The sequence below is a fragment of the Geoalkalibacter subterraneus genome, from assembly GCF_000827125.1.
GTDB lineage: Bacteria > Desulfobacterota > Desulfuromonadia > Desulfuromonadales > Geoalkalibacteraceae > Geoalkalibacter_A > Geoalkalibacter_A subterraneus.
Window position 1 is genome coordinate 1,594,853 of record NZ_CP010311.1, and the last position, 21,222, is coordinate 1,616,074.

The 21,222-nt window shown below is 55.5% G+C and carries 22 protein-coding genes and 1 pseudogene; 15 read left to right on the top strand and 8 right to left on the bottom strand.

What is annotated here, in order from left to right; translation table 11 throughout:
- Positions 1-20 precede the first annotated feature (20 nt).
- The 3 genes from GSUB_RS07310 to GSUB_RS07320 are packed head-to-tail and all read left to right on the top strand — an operon-like array spanning position 21 to position 4,190.
- Positions 21-2,000, top strand: coding sequence for a cytochrome c3 family protein (locus GSUB_RS07310; protein WP_052464720.1), 1,980 nt, complete (start codon positions 21-23; stop codon positions 1,998-2,000).
- 10 nt (positions 2,001-2,010) lie between these two features.
- Positions 2,011-3,285 (top strand): cytochrome c3 family protein, encoded by a 1,275-nt coding sequence (locus GSUB_RS07315; protein ID WP_052464722.1) that lies wholly within the window; start codon positions 2,011-2,013, stop codon positions 3,283-3,285.
- 5 nt (positions 3,286-3,290) lie between these two features.
- Positions 3,291-4,190, top strand: a complete 900-nt coding sequence (locus GSUB_RS07320; protein WP_040199995.1) for an NHL repeat-containing protein — start codon at positions 3,291-3,293, stop codon at positions 4,188-4,190.
- Positions 4,191-4,265: 75 nt separating this feature from the next.
- Here the strand turns inward: GSUB_RS07320 and GSUB_RS07325 are convergent, their stop codons facing one another.
- The gene (locus tag GSUB_RS07325) at positions 4,266-5,345 is read right to left on the bottom strand and encodes a hypothetical protein (protein ID WP_158414055.1); all 1,080 of its coding nucleotides are present in this window, start codon (positions 5,343-5,345) and stop codon (positions 4,266-4,268) included.
- A 226-nt stretch (positions 5,346-5,571) separates the two neighbouring features.
- On the opposite strand from GSUB_RS07325, the gene GSUB_RS19030 reads away from it, so the two are divergent.
- Together GSUB_RS19030 and GSUB_RS07335 are read left to right on the top strand one after the other, a co-directional pair.
- Positions 5,572-6,300, top strand: coding sequence for a cytochrome c3 family protein (locus GSUB_RS19030; RefSeq protein WP_144401979.1), 729 nt, complete (start codon positions 5,572-5,574; stop codon positions 6,298-6,300).
- A complete protein-coding gene (locus GSUB_RS07335; protein ID WP_040199999.1) occupies positions 6,261-7,457 on the top strand; it encodes a tetratricopeptide repeat protein in 1,197 nt (398 codons plus the stop codon). Before GSUB_RS19030 ends, GSUB_RS07335 begins: the two co-directional genes overlap by 40 nt.
- Here the strand turns inward: GSUB_RS07335 and GSUB_RS07340 are convergent.
- The 4 genes from GSUB_RS07340 to GSUB_RS07355 all read right to left on the bottom strand — a co-directional run bounded on the left by GSUB_RS07340 (position 7,426) and on the right by GSUB_RS07355 (position 13,480).
- Entirely contained in the window at positions 7,426-9,615 is a 2,190-nt protein-coding gene (locus tag GSUB_RS07340) for a putative bifunctional diguanylate cyclase/phosphodiesterase (RefSeq protein WP_052464724.1), read from the bottom strand. The two genes, GSUB_RS07335 and GSUB_RS07340, sit on opposite strands and share 32 nt — an antisense overlap.
- A 9-nt stretch (positions 9,616-9,624) precedes the next feature.
- Complete coding sequence (locus tag GSUB_RS07345; RefSeq protein WP_040200000.1) at positions 9,625-11,799, bottom strand: HDOD domain-containing protein; 2,175 nt, start codon at positions 11,797-11,799, stop codon at positions 9,625-9,627.
- A gap of 305 nt (positions 11,800-12,104) precedes the next feature.
- Positions 12,105-12,311, bottom strand: coding sequence for a 30S ribosomal protein S21 (gene rpsU, locus GSUB_RS07350; RefSeq protein WP_040200001.1), 207 nt, complete (start codon positions 12,309-12,311; stop codon positions 12,105-12,107).
- A 92-nt stretch (positions 12,312-12,403) separates the two neighbouring features.
- On the bottom strand, positions 12,404-13,480 hold the full coding sequence (locus tag GSUB_RS07355; RefSeq protein WP_040200002.1) for a KamA family radical SAM protein: 1,077 nt from the start codon (positions 13,478-13,480) through the stop codon (positions 12,404-12,406).
- A gap of 627 nt (positions 13,481-14,107) precedes the next feature.
- On the opposite strand from GSUB_RS07355, the gene GSUB_RS07360 reads away from it, so the two are divergent.
- From GSUB_RS07360 to GSUB_RS07385, 6 genes are all read left to right on the top strand, one after another.
- Positions 14,108-15,100 carry a sensor histidine kinase gene (locus GSUB_RS07360; protein ID WP_040200003.1) on the top strand — a complete coding sequence of 331 codons (993 nt, stop codon included), beginning with the start codon at positions 14,108-14,110 and terminating at the stop codon, positions 15,098-15,100.
- 167 nt (positions 15,101-15,267) lie between these two features.
- Positions 15,268-15,468, top strand: a complete 201-nt coding sequence (locus GSUB_RS07365; RefSeq protein WP_040200004.1) for a cold-shock protein — start codon at positions 15,268-15,270, stop codon at positions 15,466-15,468.
- 167 nt (positions 15,469-15,635) lie between these two features.
- A complete protein-coding gene (locus tag GSUB_RS07370; protein ID WP_040200005.1) occupies positions 15,636-16,064 on the top strand; it encodes a hypothetical protein in 429 nt (142 codons plus the stop codon).
- A 279-nt stretch (positions 16,065-16,343) separates the two neighbouring features.
- Positions 16,344-17,297: a transposase gene (locus tag GSUB_RS07375; RefSeq protein WP_040200006.1), complete on the top strand. Its 954-nt coding sequence runs from the start codon at positions 16,344-16,346 to the stop codon at positions 17,295-17,297.
- A gap of 32 nt (positions 17,298-17,329) precedes the next feature.
- Entirely contained in the window at positions 17,330-17,698 is a 369-nt protein-coding gene (locus GSUB_RS07380) for a YajD family HNH nuclease (RefSeq protein WP_040200007.1), read from the top strand.
- A 291-nt stretch (positions 17,699-17,989) separates the two neighbouring features.
- Positions 17,990-18,595, top strand: a complete 606-nt coding sequence (locus tag GSUB_RS07385) for a GDSL-type esterase/lipase family protein (protein WP_040200008.1) — start codon at positions 17,990-17,992, stop codon at positions 18,593-18,595.
- A gap of 78 nt (positions 18,596-18,673) precedes the next feature.
- Here the strand turns inward: GSUB_RS07385 and GSUB_RS07390 are convergent, their stop codons facing one another.
- The 3 genes and pseudogenes from GSUB_RS07390 to GSUB_RS07395 form a co-directional block, all read right to left on the bottom strand.
- Positions 18,674-19,009 carry an RNA recognition motif domain-containing protein gene (locus GSUB_RS07390; RefSeq protein ID WP_052464726.1) on the bottom strand — a complete coding sequence of 112 codons (336 nt, stop codon included), beginning with the start codon at positions 19,007-19,009 and terminating at the stop codon, positions 18,674-18,676.
- Positions 19,006-19,167 (bottom strand): hypothetical protein, encoded by a 162-nt coding sequence (locus GSUB_RS19625; RefSeq protein ID WP_200890178.1) that lies wholly within the window; start codon positions 19,165-19,167, stop codon positions 19,006-19,008. The genes GSUB_RS07390 and GSUB_RS19625 overlap by 4 nt, the downstream gene beginning before the upstream one ends.
- A gap of 169 nt (positions 19,168-19,336) precedes the next feature.
- A pseudogene (locus tag GSUB_RS07395) lies at positions 19,337-19,979 on the bottom strand (ATP-binding cassette domain-containing protein); the annotation flags it as partial.
- Here GSUB_RS07395 and GSUB_RS19035 point away from each other — a divergent pair.
- From GSUB_RS19035 to GSUB_RS07405, 4 genes are all read left to right on the top strand, one after another.
- Complete coding sequence (locus GSUB_RS19035) at positions 19,960-20,256, top strand: hypothetical protein (RefSeq protein WP_144401980.1); 297 nt, start codon at positions 19,960-19,962, stop codon at positions 20,254-20,256. The pseudogene GSUB_RS07395 and the gene GSUB_RS19035 sit on opposite strands and share 20 nt — an antisense overlap.
- Before the next feature lie 198 nt (positions 20,257-20,454).
- A complete protein-coding gene (locus GSUB_RS20215; RefSeq protein ID WP_492211717.1) occupies positions 20,455-20,538 on the top strand; it encodes a hypothetical protein in 84 nt (27 codons plus the stop codon).
- Between the two features lie 45 nt (positions 20,539-20,583).
- A complete protein-coding gene (locus tag GSUB_RS07400) occupies positions 20,584-20,859 on the top strand; it encodes a type II toxin-antitoxin system Phd/YefM family antitoxin (RefSeq protein WP_040200010.1) in 276 nt (91 codons plus the stop codon).
- Positions 20,859-21,185 carry a type II toxin-antitoxin system RelE/ParE family toxin gene (locus GSUB_RS07405; RefSeq protein WP_040200012.1) on the top strand — a complete coding sequence of 109 codons (327 nt, stop codon included), beginning with the start codon at positions 20,859-20,861 and terminating at the stop codon, positions 21,183-21,185. Before GSUB_RS07400 ends, GSUB_RS07405 begins: the two co-directional genes overlap by 1 nt.
- The last annotated feature ends 37 nt before the right edge of the window (positions 21,186-21,222 follow it).

A 21,222-nucleotide genomic window follows, 5' to 3' on the forward strand; every position in this document is an offset into this window, starting at 1 on the left:
TCTCAAGTGAGGTCGCTATCATGTTGCATGGATCGGAAAAAAAAGTCTGTGTATTAAGCCTGGCATTGATCCTGATGCTTGGCACGGTTATGGGTTGGAGCGGTTCTGCCGATGCGGCTAAAAGAGGCTTTGCCCGGCAGGGCTGCATCGACTGCCATCAGGATTTTGAAAAAGAATATCTGGATAAGAAAAATGTCCATCCGGTGGTCAAGGAGCTGAAGTGCGAAGAATGCCATCTGCCCCATGGCATCGTCCCGAAACTGCTGATGAAGGAATCGGGCAGTAAGCTCTGCTTCACCTGCCATGATCGGGAGAAGATGGGGATGAAAGAAAAGGTGGTGCATGGCGCTCTGCGCAGTGGAGAATGCAGCAGCTGCCATGACCCCCATGCCTCGGACCACGGCGCGTTGCTGAAAGCGCAGGGGAAGGAGGTCTGCTTCAGCTGCCATGATCGGACCCCTTACGAGCGCAGGAATGTGCATGCGGTGATTGAGGAAACGGGCTGCAATGCCTGCCATAAGCCCCATGCTGCGTCCCAGCTGGATCTGCTGACCCTGGAGGCGGTCGAGCTTTGCCTCTCCTGTCACGACAAGGGTAAATCCTCCTTCCAGAAAAGCCATGGCGGATACCCGGTCGACCAGAGGTCGTGTACCGTCTGCCATGATCCCCATTCATCCGAACAGAGCGTGCTGCTCAAAAGCAGTATTCACTCACCGACCGCCGAAGCCATGTGCGATGCCTGTCATAATCCCCCTGCCTCTGCCGAACCTTTCGGTGTCACGCAGAGCGGCGAAGGGTTGTGCATGGGCTGTCACGACGCTGAAGAGGTGGAGGGGGCCGACGCGGTCAAGCATGCGCCTTTCGAAGGCGGAGAATGCCTGAGTTGTCACGACCCCCATGTGTCGGATCACCCCACTCTGCTGGCCGCGACCGGCAATGACCTGTGCTTCGGCTGCCACGATGACAAAAGCGGCACCAGGCGCTACCCCCATGCGCCGGTTCAGTCCGAACGCGGCTGCCTCTCCTGTCACGGCGCCCATTCGGCCGAAAAACCCGGTCTGGTGGATAAGAGCGACGGCGACCTGTGCTACGAATGTCATTCCGGCGTGAAGGATGATCTGGCCAAGCTTAACCAGACCCATGCACCGGTGGATGATGATATGTGCGTCACCTGCCACAACCCGCACGGCTCAAGCGCGAGCGGCATGCTCGACGGCCGCGCGGACCTGATCTGTTACCAGTGCCACGCGGAGCTGGAGAGCGAATATGTTCAGCGCGTGGTTCACCAGCCGGTGCGGTCCGGCAGCTGCACCACCTGTCATAATGGCCACGGCGGGAGTGACCGCAGTTTTCTGAAGGCTCAAGGAGCTGAATTGTGTGCAGATTGCCACGGCTCCATGCTGGAAACCGGTCGTGGCGAGAACCTGCATGAACCCTTTGCCGACAACGACTGCATGACCTGTCACGATCCCCATGCCAGCCGTCACCAGGGGATGCTGAGTCAGGAGCAGGGAGCGCTCTGCGCCGAATGTCATTTTGATATGGAAGACGGATTCGTCCAGGCGCGAAGCACTCATCAGCCTGCTGCCGAGGGCGAGTGCAGCAAGTGCCACAACCCGCACAAGGCGGCGTTGGAGACCCTGCTGCGGGCACCGGGCGTCGATCTGTGCCTGGGCTGTCATACGGACATGAAGGAGAAATTCGCTTCGCAGCGTGTGCATTCGCCTGCGGACCGCGATTGCCTGCAGTGCCACAAGCCCCATTACGCTGCGGAACCTTCATTGACCAACGAGCCGCTCCATCAACTGTGCGGGCAGTGCCATGAACCGGATTCCGAATCTTTCAGCCGGGGGCATATCGGGATCAAGGCCGCTGACATGAACTGCAATTCCTGTCACAACCCGCATGCATCCAAAGACCCGAATTATTTCAAGGATGTCATGCACGCACCCTTTGCGGCCGGCTCCTGCGAACCCTGCCATGTTGTCGAGAAGCAGTGAGGTGAACGACATGAGACTGCATAATCAACGGATATTCATGCTGATTGTCTTTTTGGCCTCCCTGTCGGTTGCCTCCATGGCCGCTGCACAGGGGAAATTCAAGCTCGCTGAAGGCGCACGCGGCAAGATGTGCCTTGAATGCCATGAGACATTCTCGGATGTAATGAAGAAAAAACACATTCATTCCCCGCTGGCTGAAGGCAACTGCACGGGTTGCCACAGCCCCCACACCACTGATCACGGGCGCCTGATGGCGGCTGATGCCAACAGCATCTGCCAGAGCTGCCACGAGGATATCGTGCCGCAGGATGCCGCAAGCACCCACCAGGTTGTGCTTGAGGGCAACTGCACCCTGTGTCACGACCCTCATGCCTCCAATAACCGCAACAACCTGATCGAGGCCGGCAGCGCGCTATGCTTCGGCTGCCACGTCGAACTGGGCGAGGATATCGCCGACAACCGCTACCCGCATACGCCGGTGCAGCAGGATTGCCTGACCTGTCATAATCCCCATGCGTCGCAGGACAACGACCATCTGCTAACCGCAAGTGCCCCGGCCTTGTGTGTGGAGTGCCACGATACGAGCAAGGGAACTTTCAAGGACCTCCACATGGGCTATCCCGTGGAAACGGCGGATTGTTCCTCCTGCCACAATCCGCATGGCTCCGGGCAGAAGTCGATCCTGCACGACGTGGTGCATGAACCGGTCAGCAACCGCATGTGCAAGCAGTGCCATGACGCGCCGGATTCAGCCGAGCCGTTTGCGCTGATCAGAGACAGCTACGAACTCTGCCGGGGCTGCCATTACGACATGGTCAACGAGACCTTCAACCAGGAGCGGATTCACTGGCCGCTGGTGGATGGCGCCGGCTGCATCAACTGCCATTCGCCCCATGCCTCGTCCGTGACGGGACTGCTCGAAAAGCCGATGCTGGAGCTGTGCGGCACGTGCCACGCGGATACCGTTTCGCGCCAGGAGCGATCTCAGACGCCACATCCGCCCATTGCTGAAGGTGAATGCGCGACCTGCCACTCGGTGCACAGCTCCAACAACATGTTCCTGCTCAACAACGCCTCTTCCTTCGATCTGTGCGGGGAGTGCCACGAATGGCAGACCCACTCGACGCATCCCATCGGCGAAGGCATTGTCGACCCGCGCAATCGTAATATGGAACTGGACTGCATGAGCTGCCACCGGACTCACGGCACGGAATACAAGCATTTCATCTATTACGAAACCATCAACGACCTGTGTGTCCAATGCCACACCAAATATCGGAGGTAAAGTTCATGAAAGCAGCCCGTTTGATCCTGATCACGGTTTTCGCTCTCCTGGTCGCATTGCCGTGCTGGTCGTCCGAACAGGTCAGGTTGAAATACGTCGGGACCATCTATACCGATGAATCCGGAGTGCAGTTGAAGTCTCCGGAGGGGGTCACCGTGACTGACAACTTCATCTATGTCGCCGACAGCGGAAACCAGCGGATTCTGCGCTATGAACTCAGTGACGGAAGACCTGTGTCGGAAACCATCTTTCCGGTGGCTAAATCCTACCCGCTGATGGTGCGCCCCGATTCCAAGGGGAACATGTATGTGCTGGACGGCAAGAATCGCCGGATCGACCTGCTCAGTCCCGAAGGCGCACCCCGCGGCAGCCTGGACCCCAAGGGCCTGCCTGATGACGGCAAGGTCGTCCCCCGCAGTTTTGCTCTTGGCGGCGACGGAACCATCTACCTGCTCGACATCTTCTCGCAAAGGGTGTTGGTGCTTGATGGGAGAGGGCAGTTTGTCCGCGGGATCCCGTTTCCCCCCAAGCATGGCTTCTTCTCCGATGTCACGGTGGACCGGCAGGGCAATGTTTATCTGCTCGACAGCGTCGAAGCGGTTGTTTATCGGGCATTCAAAGGCGAGGAGGAGTTTTCCGCCCTGTCCGAAAGCATGAAGGACCTCATGAATTTCCCGACCAGCATTGCGGTCGACAATTCAGGGCGCATCTATCTGCTCGATCAGTATGGCAGCGGATTGGCGGTGGTCAGCAGTGATGGGTCTTTCCTGGGGCATAAACTGTCTATGGGATGGAGTGACGGGATGCTCTATTACCCCTCGCAGATCAGCATCGACCAGGAGGGAAATGTCTTTATCGCCGACCGCAACAACAACCGCGTGCAGCATTTTTCCGTGGTGGATTGATTGGTCTCGCTCACCCTCCCTCACCCTCCCTCACCCCCGGCCCGCTGGGGAGAGGGGAGTATTCAAGGGAGGGGGTTAATCCTGGACGTGGCACTTGTTGCAGAGTGAACGCTGGAAGGTGCCGTATCGCATTTCAATGTCGTCGCCGTAGAAAGCCTGTGCGCTGTCGGCTGAAGAGAAAACCGGCGAATCTGCGATGAACTGCGTCTGGAAATCCCAGCGGCCGATATTGGCGAAGGGTGTGGCGTGGGCGCGGTGGCAGGTGAGGCACATGACGCGGCTCTGGGAGTCCGGCCCGTGGGTGCTGTAGGGGTCGAGGAGGTTTTCATCCACCCCGCGCTCAAAGGGCACAAAGTGGTCGTAGGCGCTGTCGGCGCTGCCGGTGAAATCGCCGGTGGCGACGTAGCTGTTGTACAGGTCGGCGTATTGATTGAGGTAGGCGTTGTTGCCTGCCGCGTGACTGTGCTGGCTCGAATTGGTGTAGCCGACATGGCAGTTGCTGCACCACTCGGACATCCCTTCGCCGTAGTCGGTGTGGCGCTGGTCGGTTTCGGTCGGCCAGTCGCCGCCCTGGCCGGAATAGGAGACGGCGGTGGGGGAGGGGTTGGGGAAGTAATAACTGACCCCGGCGCGGTTTTCGATCCAGCCGGTAGAGCGCAGCATCCGGAAGTCATAGCTCGGGTAGCTCAGCCCGTGGGGATCATGGCAGCTGGTGCATTCCAGCCAGTTTGAACTGAAGACACCGCCGCCGCTGCTGGGGGCCCTGTCCTTGAAGGCGTCGCGGGTCAGACCGTAATCGACAGCGATGATGTTGTGCCCGTGGCTGTCGGCCCGGTCTTCATAGCCGTTTTGGGAATATTCGCGGGTCAGCCAGTAGAAATCCCCGCCGGGGGAATGGCCGCCGCCGTTTTCGGTGAGTACGCGATGCGTATCGTCATGGCATCGCAGGCAGGTGGAGCTGGCGTCACCGCCGAGAAGCCCCAGGGTCGAAGAGGATGTGTCCTCGCCGATGGCGCCGTGGCACCCGCGGCAGTAATCACCGCCACCCCAATGAAAGGCATCTGCGTCTGAAGAAAATAGACAAAATCCCAGACAGAGCATTGCTGAGAAGAAAAGAACGGAACTTCTCCGGTGCTTCAGAGCTGTCATCATCATCCCCCCATGCTTGGTTGTGACACCCTATTAAATAACATTAAGATTGGCGTTTGCCAAGGAAAAAGTTAAATAAATTTTAAAATATGGCTATCTATCTAATTTTTCTATTTGAAATCTCCCCGGAAGATGCGTGATGTCTGACTGTGTCGGGAAAAAATGTGCGACATCCCTCTTGATTTTGAGCCTTTTGCTCTTCTCTGCAATTCTCGCAAGAGGGGAATCGGTCATGGACGTCTCCCCCCGACCCATGACGACGGCCCAGTGCGGGAGTTGCCATCCGGGCCAGTTTTCCGATCTGAAAGCCCGCGGCGGCGGGCATCGCCTCGACTGCCGCCAGTGTCACGAAGTTTTTCATGTCCCGCGGCGCAGCGAAGACGAATTTGTCAATCGAATGCCACGCTGTGCCGGATGTCATGGGCATCCCCATGAAAATATCGAGATGCCCTGCTTCTCATGCCACCGCAACGCCCATGCGCCGACGGTGCCAATTAAAAACGATCTGTTGAAAGACACCTGCCAACAATGTCATCCGCAAGCCGCGGGGATCTTGAATGAAGGCTCAAACGCCCACGGCGCAATGAGTTGCGACGCCTGTCACATTGAAGAACATAGAATGATTCCAGATTGTTTCCAGTGTCACGTTCCCCATTATCCTTCTCAGGATAAAGAACAATGCATGAACTGCCACCAGCCGCACCGCCCTCGAAGCGGTGAGTTGCCCATCGCTGCTGATACGCAGTCCTGCAAGAGTTGTCACAGCTCGGTTTACGCCGTATGGGCAAGAACTCCCAGCCGACACGGAGACTGGGCCTGTTCCGTCTGTCATGTCCGTCACGGGGAGGCGCTGGCCTGCCGCGACTGCCATGATCCGCCGCATGAGACTGCCATGCTGGAAAAATTTAAAAGGTGCACCGGATGCCATTTCGACCCTCACGATCCCTCGACAACCCGATAAAGAAGACTCTCCAGGTGGTGCGGATTCTGTCGGCCCTGGTCTTTTTCTGCGTCCTGTGTCTTTCCACGTCCAATGCCGTGGCGGAAGATCTGGAGGAGGTCCGGCGCATGGCTGAGCACGGCAGCCACCCCTTTCAGCTGCGCTTGTGGGAGGTCTATTCCCGGGGTGAAGGGGTCGCGCGCGATGAACAGCAGGCCATGCGGTGGCTGACAAGGGCCGCCGAGGGCGGATATGGACCCGCGCAGAACGTCCTGGGTGTTTACACCCTCGAACATGCACGCTACCGCAGCGATATTGAGCGCGCCAGGCATTGGCTGGAAAAAGCGGCAGCAAACCGGCAGGCGGAAGCTCAGTATGGGCTGGGACTTCTCTACCTGGAAGGTGCTCAGGGCCTGCGCGCCGACATTAACAACGCCCTGCACTGGCTGCAGATGGCGGCAGACGCAGGCTATGGCGATGCCCTGTATGTCCTGGGATGGATATACGAAAAAGGACGTGGTGTTGAGGTGGACAGAGAGCGGGCATTTGAATTGTTCTCAGCCGCTGCCCGGAAAAATCACCCAGGCGCCACGCACCAGATGGGGCGCATCGCGCTGGAGCAGGACGCTCCAGATGCTGCAGCACAAGCTCTGGCATGGTTTCAGCGCGCCGCCGATTCGGGAGAGGCGGATGCCCTGAACGACCTGGCGGTGCTTTTCCTTCGGCACCAGGGCCGCATTGGCGAACAATCGGCGAGTCGGGATCTTATCCTCTCCTGGCTGCGTCAGGCGGCCAAAGCTGATAGCGATGTGGCTTCGTATAACCTGTGGCGCCTTTATGTCCGCGGCATGATAACGCCCTCAAGCGAAAAAGAGCTTGTTCAGTGGCTGCATACCGCAGCCCGCCAGGGAGAGAGCGGCGCACAGCGGCAGCTGGGGTGCCTGTGGCGTGAATGCGCGGTTTTCCCTCAGCATGTGAGTGACTACGGCTGTCGCCGGATGGCGGATTACTGGCTGGCGTTGGCGGAGGGAGAAAAGACCTTGCAGTCGCTGGCTGAGCCCCAGCCGGAATGTACCACCCCGACCGCCCCCGGGGGAGAAGTTGAGGAGGGTGAACTGGAGCAGGTGGCGGAAGACTCAGTGGTTTTCAGCTTTTCGATGAAGAGTAGCTTTGAATAGGGGAGATTTTTGAATTCGTCGAATTCCGCTGTGGATTCCAGTGTTCGAGGAAAGCAAGCAGTTTGTTGAATCCGATCGGTTGGGAGTAGTGGAACCCCTGGGCCTGAAGGCAGCCGGCCTCGCGCAGGTAGGCATCCTGGACGCCGGTTTCCACCCCCTCGGCGATAAAATTAAGGTCCAGGCCTTTGGCGATGGCCAGAATGGCAGTGATGATGGTGTTCTGCCCCTCGCCGCCGGGGACGATGTTCCTCACGAATGAGCGATCGATCTTCAGGGTATGGATCGGCAGTGTCTGCAGATAGCTCAGCGAAGAGTAGCCGGTGCCGAAATCGTCCACTGCGATACGTACGTCATGGGTCGCAAGAGTCGTAAGAATACGCATGGACTTGTCCATGTCCTGCATCAGGTTGCTTTCGGTGATTTCGATTTCAAGGCGGGTGGGGTCGAGAGGAAATTTGCCGAGAATATTGAGAAAGTCTCGATCGAAGTGCCCCAACTCCAGCTGCTGGGCTGAAACGTTGATCGCCATTTTGAGGTCGGAATAGCCTGCTTCGGCAAGTCTGACGGCATCACGGCAGGCCTGTTCCAGAACCCAGTTGCCGATGGAGCAGATCAGTTTGGTCTGTTCGGCGACAGGGATGAATTCGCTGGGATAAAGAAGACCGCGAACTGGATGCTCCCACCTGACCAGAGCCTCCACCCCCACGACCTTGTGCGTGCTTAGATCGAGCTGCGGCTGGTAGAAGAGCCTCAGTTCATTGTTTTCGATGGCGCGATGCAGGGAATTTTCGATGTCGAAGTGGTAGGAGTTGATTCTGTTCATCTCCTCCGTGAAACAGCAGTGCCCGTTCCGTCCTTTTCCTTTGATCCGATACATCGCCAGGTCGGCATTTTTTAGCAGCATTTCCCTGGTCTGCCCGTGATGAGGATAGACCGCATAACCAATACTGAACGTGACTCTGACGGTTTGACCATGGAGCTGGAAAGGCTGCTCGAAAACAGACTGGATTTTGCGACAGATGATGTCGGCCGCATCGACCCCGCCGATATCCGGCGCCAGCAGTGTAAATTCGTCGCCGCTGATGCGCGCCAGGGTGTCGCCTTCGCGCAGGCTCTCCTTGAGGCGCTGGGCAACTTTCTGCAGCAGCTCATCGCCGGCGAGGTGGCCCAGGGAATCGTTGATCATCTTGAAACGGTCGATGTCGAGGAACATGACGGCCAACTGCTGTTTTTTGCGCCTGGCCTGGCCGAGGGCAATCTGTAACCGGTCGGTGAACAGGGCACGGTTGGGCAGGTTGGTCAGTTGATCGTGGTAGAGATGGTAGCGGCGCAGTTCCTCAGACTGTTTGCGGTCGCTGATATCGCGGGCCACGCCGTATATCCCGACCATGGGGCGGCCCTGGTCGCGCTGGGTCGCGTACACGCCGAGAGAGTTCATCTCAACTGAAATGGCCCAAACTTCCACATGGCGGACTTCTCCCCCGTTGCGCGGTCGCAGCCTGAGTTCCATGCTGCGGGTGGCCTGATGGCCGCCGCGGTTGAGGTAGCGGAACGCCTGGGACACTTTTTCGAAATCCTGGCTGAGTACGATTTCAGAAAAATGCCTCCCGAGAAAATCCTCGCCCTGGCAACCGAGAAACTGGCGGGATTTCTCGTTGAGAAAAGAGAAGTAGCCCTGATCGTCCAGCATGAAAATAAGATCGGGAGAGTTGTCCACGATGAAGCGGTGCAGCTCTTCCGATCCCTGCAGCCGCTCCTGGATCTTGAGATACTCTTTTTTGCGTTGACGTTTTTTGAGTACGGCGGAGACTGTGTCGAGAAGTTTCTGGGGGTCGTAAGGCTTGGCGATAAAGTCTGCAGCACCCTTGCGCAGTGCGGCGGTGGCCTGTTCGAAGGTCGATTCGCCGCTGACCATGATGACGGAGGTGTCGATCTGGCGGCGCCGGATGAAATCAAGAACCTGCTGTCCGCTGACGTCGGGCAGGTTGATATCGAGAAGCGCCAGGCCGAAATCTTTTTTGCTCAGCAGGGTCGTCGCGTCGCGGCCGTTCGCCGCGCAGGCGATCTCGTAGCCGGCCTGCAGTAAAACCGCACTCAGGCCCGAGCGGATTCTTTCTTCATCATCGACGATCAGAATTTTCGAGGATCGAATCAACATGATAGCAAATCATTCTTCCCGTGGATCGGAGACATCGCCACTTTCATTGCTGGAATCTGTGTCTACTGTCCGGCGTGGCATCAGAATGTCGAAAATGGTTCCGGTCTCCGGGTCGCTGACGCAAGAGATTTCCCCACCCATGCGATCGACCAGGTTTTTGACGATGGACAGGCCCAGTCCGCTGTGATCTTTTTTGGTGCTGACCACAGGCTGAAATAAATTTTTCAGAATGTCCGGAGGAATTCCCGGACCATTATCTTCAATTTTCATCCCCACGAAGACCTGCCCGTTCTTATAGATCCCGTCGCGGGTCGTAATCCGCAGCAGCCCGTCGTCCGGCAGAGCTTCCACGGCGTTTCTGACAAGGTTTATCAGAATTTGTTTGACCGCGGCGCTGCCGATGGCCAGAGGCGGGATGCGATCATCGAGAGAAATTTCAGTCTGAATCACTTTCCCCTTGAACAGGGTCTGATTGAAGAGTTTGATCAGATCCTCAATCGTCTGGTTGAGTTGCAGGGGGCTCTTTTCATCCTCTGTTGCTGTGCCGAGATCTCTGAGCCGGGCAAGTATGCCGCCGATACGCAGGATTTCTTCGCGGATGACGGAAATCTCATCCGATGCAGCGTGATTCTCGCCAAGCTTGGTGGTCAAGGCAAACAGGTAGGTGTTGATGATGGAGAGAGGATTGTTGATTTCGTGAGCCAGCTTGCGGGCTTCAACCCGCATCTCCTCCTGCTGATCGGTGAGCATTTTGCGGTGGATGTCCAGCAGCCTCAGGGCGCGCGCCATGTAGCGCGAAATATGCTGCGAAAACAGCTCAATACCAATGGCGGGCGGTTTTATGCGTCGCCAGCGCGGTTCCGAAACCCCTGCGAAAAGGACGCCGAGAAATTTTTCCCCGTCGCGCAGGGGCAAAAACAGCAGGCCGTCCTGATGAAGCAGACGGCAGAGCTGCTGATCGATGACAGCGGCGGGATCGTCCTCCTCCACGGAATCGAAGGTGCAGTGGATCCGGCCTGTTTTCAGGGCCCTGGCGGCAAGGCTGGCTGATTTGTCGACATTGATATGAAGCTCGCGCAATAAATCCTGCCCATCATCCACTGTCGACAGGGGGTGAAGCGAGTGATTCTCTTCGTCGTAAGTCAGGAAGTGGATATCCTGCAACCCAAAGGCGATGGTCAGCTCCTGCCGGATGCGATCGAAGATCTGCTCGGGGGTGTCGGCCGGAGACGCATCGAGTTCACTGCTTCCGGTCAGGGCTGCATGGCGTACGTACTGCGAAAGTTTGTGCCGCATCTGCTGGTGCGTCGCGGTTTTCTCTTCCCGGTTGGGTTTGTCGGTTGAAGGGAAGATCAGACTCGAATGGATGCCGAACTGCTGGGCGCACTCAAGAACCGTTCTCCGTGCGCAGTCGCGGCATTCAGCCAGTAGCGCTTCATCCAGTCCGAACAGGTCGTCATGAGGGCGGGTGTCCGGGGTGTCCGGCCCGTGCAGCACGCTCTGGGTCAGTCTTGCCGCCAGATTAAGCAGCTTGACCAGATTCGATGCATCGCTCAAGGCGGCCTGAGGAGTATTCTGGAACAGAATCGCGTCGGCGACGAAAGGGTGCAGCGGCCACTGCCGGATCACCGCGGCGCCGACCTGCGCATGAGATGCGTTGAAAAGTTTTTTCTCGGCCCGCTCCACGGCCGAATCCGGATCGTCCATGAAAAGGATATCGAGATAGCTCTCCGGGTGGTTCTTCAGCAGCACAAGCTGGCCGAAACGGGAGAGCAGGCCGGTTGTATAAGCTTCATCAGGAAAGGGATAGCCGACCAGACGGGCCAGCTCCTGGGTGATATGCCCACAGAGCAGCGAGCGCGCCCAGATCGCGGTGACGATATCCTCCTGATGTTCGGAAAATTGACTGAAATACTGGTAAATAGCGCTGGTGACCGCGATATGGCGGACTTCATCGATGCCCATGACCACCAGCAGGCGGCGGATATGCTTGATTTCTGACCACTGGCGATAGAAGGAGGTATTGGCGATATGCAGGATTTTGGCGGAAATAACCGGATCTTGTTCGATGATGTGGGCGATATCGCCAAATTCCACCGTCGATTGGTGGAAAAGACGCAATAGCTCCAGCAGAACCTGCGGAACGGAGGGGATTTCCTCGATGTGGACCTCTGCATATTCCATAAAATAAAAAATCGTCGTCCAATCAAAGGGTTTGAGTTGGAAAATCAGACATTAACATATCATAAAAAAATGACATTTCCACACAAATGTATTTTACAAAGCGAAAAGACCAGAAATTTCTTCTGTTGGAATGTTGGCTTTGCAATAAAAATGCCGCAAGATTTAAAATATGCAATAAAGGGATGATAGTGAAAAGAAGTACAGGAATTAATGGTTTTTTTGAAGAAATCAGGGAAAAGTTGATTTTTTTTAAACAGCAGATAAAAAAAGGCCGGCTCCTGAAAGGAACCGGCCTCGAAACAGCCTTAGAAACGGCTGCTGAAACGCGCCATTTTGCGTGCTTTTTTGCGCAGGCGACGTGCAGCCTCCGCCTCTTTGCGCTTGCGGCGGACGCTGGGCTTCTCATAGAAGCGGCGACGCTTCATGTCGCGGAAGAAGCCGTCCTGCTGCAGCTTGCGTTTCATCACTTTCATTGCTTTGGCCAGATTGTCGTCATAGACCTTGATCTCCATAACTACACTCCTTTCATAGAATGAGGGCATTAAAAGATACCTGCCGGCCCGCAGGCGCAGTGCGCCCGCAGGAGACCGGCAGGGGGTGCGTTTTATTCAGGCACGTTGGGAATGGTCGTAGTCTGGCCCTTATGGTTGCGCAGGGTGTATTCCTTGTCATCGTGCCCCACGATGTAGTAATCGGGCATCAGCGGGATCTTGCCGATGTTGGTGGCGATGACGTACATGGGCTGCGCAAGCCCGGTCGTGTGTCCGCGCAGGGCGTCGCGGATCAGCTCCGCGCCTTTTTCCACCGGCGTACGGAAGTGGTCGATGCCCGGCGCCGGTTCGCAGTAGAACACGTAGTAGGGGCGGATGCGCACGCGCAGAAGCTTCTGATGCAGCTCGCGGAAGGTCTCCACATCGTCGTTGATCCCCTTGAGCAGGACGGCCTGGTTGCCGACGTTGACGCCGCAGGAGAGCAGATCGTACACGCCGCGCGCGGTCTCTTCAGTCAGCTCCTTGGGGTGGTTGCACTGGGTGTTGACCCAGATCGGCACCTTGTGGAAACCGCCCAGTACCTTCTTGAGCCCCGGTGTGATGCGTTGCGGAAGCACAATCGGCGCACGTGAACCGAAGCGAATCATCTGTACATGGTCGATCTCGCGCAGTTTGCTGATCAGGTAGTCGAGCTTTTCGTCAGAGAGCAGAAACGGGTCGCCGCCCGTCACCAGGACGTCGCGCACCTTAGGATGGTCGGCGATCCAGCGCAGACCGTCGTCCACGTTGAAGTCGAAGCTCAGATCGCCGTCGACTACCAGCTCCTTGCGGAAGCAGTGACGGCAGTAAACGCCGCAGTTCTGGGTGACGGTGAAAGCCACGCGATCTTCGTACTGACGCGCGATGCTGTCAGGGCGCACCTCTTCCGTGGCGCGGTTTTCCTTCCACATCAGGTAGTCGGTTTTGCCGTATTTATTGACCTTCTCCTGGGGAGAGGGGATGACCTGCTTGCGGATCGGACAATTGGGATCGTCGGGGTCCATCAGCGAAGCGAAATAGGGTGTCGTGCCCCAGGTGGTCCTGTTATCCTCCAGCGCTTTGCGTTCTGCGTCTGTGAGGTTGACGAATTTTTCGAGAGATTCAGTGGTGTTGACGAATTGGCGCAACTGCTGCTGCCATTCTTGCTGCATGACTTCTCCTTTGTCGTTGGGGGGCGCACGGCAATGCCCCGGTTATTTATGTGGTTGCGCTTGCGCGCCTGAGTCTTTTCTGTACGGTCGGCCGATGCATGAAACGCGATCAGCCAGACGGATCAACCGCAGATGACGATCAGGTGGTGATGAAGATAGGTGCTTGCGGGAGTGGACGAGAGGGGAGTCGTGCGGCGTGGATGAGCATCGAACAAATCCAGCGCATGGTTGTAGAACATTTCGTGTTGAACAAAATAAAAAATGGACTATAAAAAAACATGACTCACTTTCGTCTGAAATTATTTTTCACGGGCGGGAGACCCGCCGAAAATCGAAGACAGCCAAGAAACTAACATGAACCTTGGGTGATGTCAAAAAGCCGGTTCACGACAGGAAATATTTCAATCTGTAAATTACTGATTTCAATAAGAATTTCCAGGGCTATTTTTCTGGATATTCTACCTGATATTCAGCGTCTCATCGGATTTTCCCAGACCAATGAAAAATCAGGTGCCACCGGCAGCACGATGCGTTATGATCGTGGACCGTTGAGTCTCTGGTCTGCGCCCGCTAACCCGGGTTAAGGCGTACAGGGCGATTTCATGTCAGGAGAGGAACGGGATTACGATGGAAAAACTGTGGAGAAAAATTTTATGGATCGAGGGCGGTGCTTTCGCCGTGATTATCGGCTTTATCTGGCTCAATGAATATCTGGATCTGCCCCACGTGCTGTTCAAGGCCCCGCTGACCCCCTTCAATTTTACCGAAGCTCTGTTTGAGACCGCGCTGATTGTCGTTCTGGGCGGCAGCGCCACCATTTATACCATGGTGCTGGCCGGGCGTCTTCAGAAGTCGGACAGGGAGAAGAATCGGCTGCTTGAAGTCATCGCCCACGATCTGCGAAGCCCCTTTACTACCTTGCTCGGTAACACCGAACTGCTTCAGAACCCCCCTGAGGATCTCTCCGAAGAAGACCGCGCGACACTGATTTCCGATGTCCACCAAAGCGCCGCAAACACTTTCCAGATGCTTGAGAATCTTTTGAACTGGGCCCGCTTGCGTCGCCAGCACGCAGCCCCTGAACCGGAATTGATCGAGGCGCGGGAGCTGATCGATGAGATCGTCAATGACCTCGCCGATCAATGGCGCGATAAAGAGGTCACCATCACCAACAACCTGGAGAATGACACGCGCATATTTGCCGACCCCACCGAGTTGCGCTCCATCCTGCGCAACCTGATCAGCAATGCGATCAAATTTTCGCGACCCCAGGGCAAGGTTGAACTGACCGGTCGCAAGCGCGGCGGCAAAACGCGTATCGAGGTGATCGACCATGGCGTCGGCCTCACCCGCAAAGAACAGAAATTGCTGATGAGCAAGTATTTTGCCTTCTCCAAGCGTGGAACGAGGGGAGAGAAGGGCAGCGGCATCGGCCTGATGCTGGTGCGGGAGCTGACCCGCCGCAACGGCGGCACGCTGAAGCTGCGCAGCGCGCCGGATAAGGGCTCGGTGTTTACCCTGCAACTGCCACGGACGGTGCGCCGCCCACCCAAGGTAGAGAAGAAAAAGAAACGAAATACCTCAGCCAAATCTGCAGCTAATCCGCCCGGAGAAGCGTAATTCCAGGTTGTGGCCCGCTAAAATGAGATAAATTATTTTGGGCGAATGTCTTTTTTCCTGTTGCGTTTTTTTGTTTTCCGGTTAAACATTAGTTAATTGCTTGGTTCCATCGGTTTATCGGTGGGATCCCGAAGATTCCAGAACGGAGAACAAGGAGAAAAAAGACAATGGCTCAAGGTACAGTCAAATGGTTCAACGATGCCAAGGGGTTCGGTTTTATCGAGCAGGACAACGGACCTGATGTTTTCGTGCATTTCAGTGCAATTGGTGGCGACGGGTTCAAAAGTCTCGCCGAAGGGGAGCGCGTTGAATTTGACGTTTCCCAGGGACAAAAAGGTCCCCAGGCATCGAATGTGCGTAAAATCTGATCGGTTTTCACCGACGTTTCAAAAGCCCCGGAGAGCTTCTTTCCGGGGCTTTTTTAGTATCCGGCACGTTGCGTTTATAACGGTTTTTTAAAAATGGGTTGCTTTATGCGTTAACTTGTATAATGTTAAAAAATAAAGGTTTTTTGTCGGCAGAAAAGGAGCTTGAAATGGGATTTTTTAACAAATTGTTCGGCAGCAAAAACGATTATCCCGAAATCAATCCTTCCAGCCCCGTTGTGAACCGCCTGGAGAAATTCAAGGATCACATCGAAACCCTGTCCGACGAGGCCAAGCAGCCCTTGGAGGTTGTCCCGGGCGATGACCGCGCCTTTGTCTTTATCGGCAAGCCGCCCAAGAAGTTCGGCATTGCCTGGATCGAGGACGGGCAGATCAACAACCTTAAAACCCTGGTGGAACGCGACAACGTCGAGCCGCCGAAAGTACAGGCCATGGCCGATCGCCTGCGCCAGATCTACGAGAACTACCAGCAGACCGATCGTTTCAAGGCCCATGTCGGCAAATGCGACGTTGTTGTCACGCCATCGGACAAGTTCCGGAAGGAAGTCAGAGAGGCGATCGCGCAAGTCACCCATTGACTGCCCGATCTCCCGGTTGCCGCACCACGCATGCAGCCGCCACCCACAAAAGAGCGTCCTGCCCTGCCGCACCAGGCCCGAGCCTGTTTGATAATCTGGTCAGGCCGACGAAAAACCTGCTTCCACCGGGCCGCCGGGGCAGGCGCTCATTCCTTCTCTCGATCCACTCAAACCGTTATTGGTGATTTGCTCAGGAGCCCAGCAGTGCCTCCATTTCGGGTCAGGCTTCGCATTTCGGGTCAGGCTTGACAAATGGGGAAACCCTTGTAGGATTGCGCTATGCCCCGAAAACCTCGCATTCATTTTCCAGGTGCTGCCTACCACGTCATCCTCCGCGGAAACGATGGCCAGGATACTTTCCTTGACGAAGCGGACCGATCCCGCTTTTTCTTTCTGCTTCAAGCCGGCACTGAACGATTCGGCCACCGCATCCACGCCTTCTGCCTGATGAGCAATCACCTTCATCTTGCCGTACAGGTCAAGGAAATACCTCTTGCCCGCATCATGCAGAATCTCGGCTTTCGATATACACAGTATTTCAACCGGCGATATAAAAGAACCGGTCATCTTTTCCAGGGGCGCTACAAGGCGCTGCTAATCGATGCTGACAGTTATTTACTCGAACTGATGCGCTACATTCATCTCAATCCCATTCGAGCCGGCATGGTGGCGCGTCCGGAGAGCTATCCATGGTCAAGCCATTGTGCTTATCTCGGCGGTGAGAAACCTCCCTGGCTGACGACCGACTGGGTCCTCGGTCAATTCCCCGACGCTGAACGCTACCATCGCTTTATTGAAGATGGTATGGAAGAGGGGTATCGCAAAGAATTCCATACTGGTTCATTTGAGGGCAGGGCACTGGGTGACGACAGGTTTATCGAAGAGGCACTGTCTCAAGCCGAAGAGCCCGCGAGAGGAAAGCTGACTCTTGAAACCTTAATCGAAGCTGTATGCCGCGCTTATGGCTTGAGAAAAGCCGAACTTGCCAGTCGCAGCCGAGTGCGTAAGATCTCGGAAGCGCGTGCCATGGCGTCTCTGCTTGTGCGAGAAACTGAGATGTTGACGATGGTCGATCTTGGAAGGGAGATCAAGCAGGATGTGTCGAGTTTGAGTCAGGCGGCTCGAAGGCTTGAGATGCGGATCGAGAGTGATTCACCCCTGGAGGAGCGCTTTGAAGCAATTCAGGGAATGATTGCGAATCCCCATTTGTCAAGCCTGACCCCTTGTGCGTAACAGTAGGTCAACCGGATGGAAGAGAGGAGCCCATGCCGAAAAACACCACTGATGAACAACGCGAACGTCTCGTTGCTGATATGCGCAAGGAAGAAGCGCAGCGGCAAGCCAGTTATCGGGAGAAAGCACTGAAATTGTTTCCTCACGTCTGCGGGCGTTGTGCTCGCGAATTCGAAGGGAAGAAACTGCGTGAGCTGACCGTACACCACAGAGACCACAATCACGACAACAACCCGCCCGACGGCAGCAATTGGGAACTTCTGTGCATTTATTGTCACGATCACGAACATACCCGGGGCATACAGGAGCAGCGGGACGCGGATAGTTCTCCGAACGAGACGGGGGGCGCCTCGTTGGTACATTCACCCTTTGCGGCCCTTGCGGAGCGGTTCAAGAAGTAAGTCGGCGGTGAGTCTGCTGTTTTATCTGGTCCGGATCGGTCCGGGGGCAGACCAACCCAGGTATTTGAAACTAGGCTCAAAGAACCGTTTTTGCACCTTTTTTCAGGCTTTAAGCGGCCCATTTTGGCTATGAAATGAAATGTTAAAGGGGGGGGATGGAATGCCATGCAAGCGCATCTCGTACTTTTTGCCGGGGCGCGTCTGGCACATTATGCTATGTTATGCAGGTCCGACCCAGCTCATTGGCCCGACCTGGCTTATTATTGAACATCATTTGAAGGGTAGTGCCTGATGTATCGTATTTTCCTCCTGCTGTTCTTGGTTCTGTTGTTACCCTTTTTTGTCGGCTGTCAGCGCGACCTGGAGGCTCTTCCCGAAGACGCAGTCATCCTGGCTTTCGGTGATGATTATACTTACGGCACCGGCGCCGAAAAAGGAGAAGGGTACCCCGCGGTGCTCGAGCGATTGATAGACCGTAAGGTGGTCAACGCCGGGGTGCCCGGGGAGACCACCGCAGAAGGGCTGGAGCGGCTGCCCGGGGTTCTCGCCGAGGTGCGTCCCGACCTGGTGATCCTTTGCCATGGCGGCGCAGACATGAGGCAGGGACTCAAGGCGAAGAAGCTCGTCGCTAATCTCGAAGCGATGATTCGGCTCATCAAGGAAGCCGATGCCGAAGTTCTTCTGATCGCTGTTCCCCCGCCGGCCCATTTCCTCCAGCCGGCAACGTTCTATTCAGAGATTTCCCGCGAAATGGACGTCCGCATTGAGATCAACTCACTGACCAATATCCTCTCTCGGGAGGAGTTGAGCACGGAAGAGACCTACCCCAACGCCGAAGGATACGCCAAGCTGGCCAAGGCGATTTCCAAGCGCCTCAAAATGACTCCGTTAAAATAACGGGTGTCAAATGGGATTACCCCGCACCTTGAGCAAGGAAAGCTTCAGGCTCTGAAACGGCTCTCTTGGAGCAGATATTTACTTTCTCTTTGTTGAGCGCCGCGTGCGCCGGGGTTTTTCCTGAGCCGTCTCCATGACAGATGCAGTGTTTTTTTTGGGACGCGCCGGTTTGATGCGGATGCAGCGATCGACCAGGCGGGCACCGTCGAGCATGTTGAGGGCATCCCGGGCTTCGTCTGCAGTGCTCATGCACACAAAAGCGCAGCCCTTGAACTGCCCCGAGACACGATCATTGATCAGGTGAACCGAACGCACCGTCCCGCAGATCGCAAAAAGTTTCTGCAGGTCGTCTTCTGTGGCGTTGAATGAGATGTCGGACACGAAAAGATCTTTGTTTGTTGAAATATCCTTCATTCAGAGTCGCTTTCCTGCTCTCCATCCGTCTCGTCGTTTGCTGTGTCTTCAGCAGTTTCTGTGTCTGGACGCTTGCGTAGCCGCTTTTCCTCTTTTTTGGCCTTTTTCGCCAGTTCTTTTTTTCGTTTTTCAAAATTGTAATTGGGTTTTTTGGCCATGGAGCACTCCTTGAGAAAGAGGGTTACAGTGACAGTTCGGCGTGTCCCTGGTGGAGTTGTTCGCGCATGCGGGTGATCTCGGGGTTGTCCAGATATTCCTCGAAATTCATCACCCGGTCGATGATGCCGGACGGCGTGAGCTCGATGATCCGGTTGGCGACAGTATTGACGAATTGATGATCGTGCGAGGAGAGCAGGACCACTTCTGGAAAGTCGATCAAGCCGTTGTTAAGGGCGGTGATCGATTCGAGGTCGAGGTGGTTGGTCGGTTCGTCAAGCAGCAGGATGTCCGGGTTGCCGAAAAGGGCCTGTGCGAGAAGCACCCGCACTTTATCGCCGGCTTCAAGCTCTTTCATTTTCTTGTGGCGAAGCTCTTCCGGGATGCCGAGGCCATTCAACAGCACTGCTGCCTCGGTTTCAGCCTCGTAGCCGTTCATCTCGGCAAATTCGGCTTCCAGTTCGCCGGAGCGGATGCCGTCGTCTTCGTTGAAGTCAGCCTTGGCGTAGATCGCCTCGCGCTTGATCATGACCTCGTAAAGCCGCCTGTGCCCCATGATAACGGTGTTGAAAACGGTTTGCTCATCAAAGGCGAACTGATCCTGGCGCAGCATGGCGATGCGCTCGCCCGAGGTGACGTTGATCTCGCCCTTGTCGGTTTCGTTTTCACCGGCCAGGATCTTGAGAAAGGTCGACTTGCCGGCACCATTGGCGCCGATTAGTCCATAACAGTTGCCGGGGGTGAACTTGATGTTAACGTCTTTAAAGATCACTCTCTTGCCATAGGCGAGAGAGATGTTTGATGCACTGATCATTGCGTGGGAAAGTCCTTTTTCAGAAAAAATAAAAACCGCAGGGATCACCCCTGCGGTTCATGGATTGATGCTTCCTTATACCACTTTTCCCCTGATGGGGACAATCCCCTTATTTCATCATGTGGGAGATATCTGCGGGGGTGGACCTGTCCAGGTCTCCGAATCTGGTGCGATGTTGCACAGGCCGACCTGGCAAGTGCCCAACCAGGAAAGCAGACGATGGTCATTCTGGTTAACGTCGACATTGCTGGCCAACAGGGACAACGTGCCTGAATAGCCTGTGGCAGCAACTGAACCTGACAGGTTCTCTTGATGGGGTATTCTCTCGTTTTGAATCCAGCCAGAACTTCAATCTCGTTGATGTTGGTGCTGTCTTCTTTGCCGGGCCGTTAGGCCTGGCGGTGACCAAGGGGTATAATTTTGCCCGGATTTTTCAAGGCTAAGGCAGTGATCTACTGGCGGCGATCCAGGCAAAATGGACCGCGAGGCGCTGCAATCCGCCCTTGGCCTTTCAGATCGCAAATCCTTCCGCGAGCGCTATCTGATTTTGAAGGTTTGACTGACGACTTTTTATGGACTATATTTAGTCTCTAGGGAGGTGTTCATGAGACTCAGCAGCCAGATCAAGCCAATCAGCTATCTCAAAGCTCATGCCGCAGAGATTGTGCGCAATCTTGGAGAGCAGGGTGAGCCCCTGGTTATTACTCAGAATGGCGAAGCGAAGGCGGTCATCCAGAACATTAAAAGTTATGAGCAGATGCAGGAAACCATGGCGTTGCTGAAAATGCTTGCTCTTGGTTCTCGTCAAATTGAAGAAGGGAAGGTCCAGCCTGCTGGCGTAATCGTCAGACGCTTGCGGGAGCGGCGGGAGCGCTTTTGATGCCGTTTCAGGTTTATTTAACGCAGGACGCTGCTCACGACCTCGAGGATATCTATGATTATATTTTTCACCTTGATGTCGAGGGAAAGGCGGATAATGTCCTTGATCGGATAGAAAAAACTTTTGAAAGTCTGACAGAAAATCCCTTGCGGGGAGCCTCTCCCAAAGAATTACTCGATATCGGGATTCAGGAATACCGGGAGGTTTTCTTTAAGCCGTATCGCATTGTTTACAGAATCATCGATGACTTTGTCTACGTTCTTCTGATTGTGGACGGGCGGCGTGACATGCAGACGCTTCTGCAACGCAGGCTAATCAACGCTTGAATATTCAACGCCGGTCAAGCCAGCTCTTTTCAGCTGC

Bases quoted from the DNA above. Each gene is read 5' to 3' on its own strand.
- rpsU (WP_040200001.1), bottom strand. From the start codon at position 12,311: ATGGAGATCAAGGTCTATGACGACAATCTGGCCAAAGCAATGAAAGTG.
- GSUB_RS07340 (WP_052464724.1), bottom strand. From the start codon at position 9,615: ATGTTGATTCGATCCTCGAAAATTCTGATCGTCGATGATGAAGAAAGA.
- GSUB_RS19035 (WP_144401980.1), top strand. From the start codon at position 19,960: ATGTTTGATGCACTGATCATTGCGTGGGAAAGTCCTTTTTCAGAAAAA.
- GSUB_RS07365 (WP_040200004.1), top strand. From the start codon at position 15,268: ATGGCTCAAGGTACAGTCAAATGGTTCAACGATGCCAAGGGGTTCGGT.
- GSUB_RS07315 (WP_052464722.1), top strand. From the start codon at position 2,011: ATGAGACTGCATAATCAACGGATATTCATGCTGATTGTCTTTTTGGCC.
- GSUB_RS07390 (WP_052464726.1), bottom strand. From the start codon at position 19,009: ATGAAGGATATTTCAACAAACAAAGATCTTTTCGTGTCCGACATCTCA.
- GSUB_RS07335 (WP_040199999.1), top strand. From the start codon at position 6,261: ATGCCATTTCGACCCTCACGATCCCTCGACAACCCGATAAAGAAGACT.
- GSUB_RS07325 (WP_158414055.1), bottom strand. From the start codon at position 5,345: ATGATGATGACAGCTCTGAAGCACCGGAGAAGTTCCGTTCTTTTCTTC.
- GSUB_RS19625 (WP_200890178.1), bottom strand. From the start codon at position 19,167: ATGGCCAAAAAACCCAATTACAATTTTGAAAAACGAAAAAAAGAACTG.
- GSUB_RS07345 (WP_040200000.1), bottom strand. From the start codon at position 11,799: ATGGAATATGCAGAGGTCCACATCGAGGAAATCCCCTCCGTTCCGCAG.
- GSUB_RS20215 (WP_492211717.1), top strand. From the start codon at position 20,455: ATGGACCGCGAGGCGCTGCAATCCGCCCTTGGCCTTTCAGATCGCAAA.
- GSUB_RS07385 (WP_040200008.1), top strand. From the start codon at position 17,990: ATGTATCGTATTTTCCTCCTGCTGTTCTTGGTTCTGTTGTTACCCTTT.
- GSUB_RS07380 (WP_040200007.1), top strand. From the start codon at position 17,330: ATGCCGAAAAACACCACTGATGAACAACGCGAACGTCTCGTTGCTGAT.
- GSUB_RS07320 (WP_040199995.1), top strand. From the start codon at position 3,291: ATGAAAGCAGCCCGTTTGATCCTGATCACGGTTTTCGCTCTCCTGGTC.
- GSUB_RS19030 (WP_144401979.1), top strand. From the start codon at position 5,572: ATGGACGTCTCCCCCCGACCCATGACGACGGCCCAGTGCGGGAGTTGC.
- GSUB_RS07400 (WP_040200010.1), top strand. From the start codon at position 20,584: ATGAGACTCAGCAGCCAGATCAAGCCAATCAGCTATCTCAAAGCTCAT.
- GSUB_RS07355 (WP_040200002.1), bottom strand. From the start codon at position 13,480: ATGCAGCAAGAATGGCAGCAGCAGTTGCGCCAATTCGTCAACACCACT.
- GSUB_RS07375 (WP_040200006.1), top strand. From the start codon at position 16,344: ATGCCCCGAAAACCTCGCATTCATTTTCCAGGTGCTGCCTACCACGTC.
- GSUB_RS07405 (WP_040200012.1), top strand. From the start codon at position 20,859: ATGCCGTTTCAGGTTTATTTAACGCAGGACGCTGCTCACGACCTCGAG.
- GSUB_RS07310 (WP_052464720.1), top strand. From the start codon at position 21: ATGTTGCATGGATCGGAAAAAAAAGTCTGTGTATTAAGCCTGGCATTG.
- GSUB_RS07360 (WP_040200003.1), top strand. From the start codon at position 14,108: ATGGAAAAACTGTGGAGAAAAATTTTATGGATCGAGGGCGGTGCTTTC.
- GSUB_RS07370 (WP_040200005.1), top strand. From the start codon at position 15,636: ATGGGATTTTTTAACAAATTGTTCGGCAGCAAAAACGATTATCCCGAA.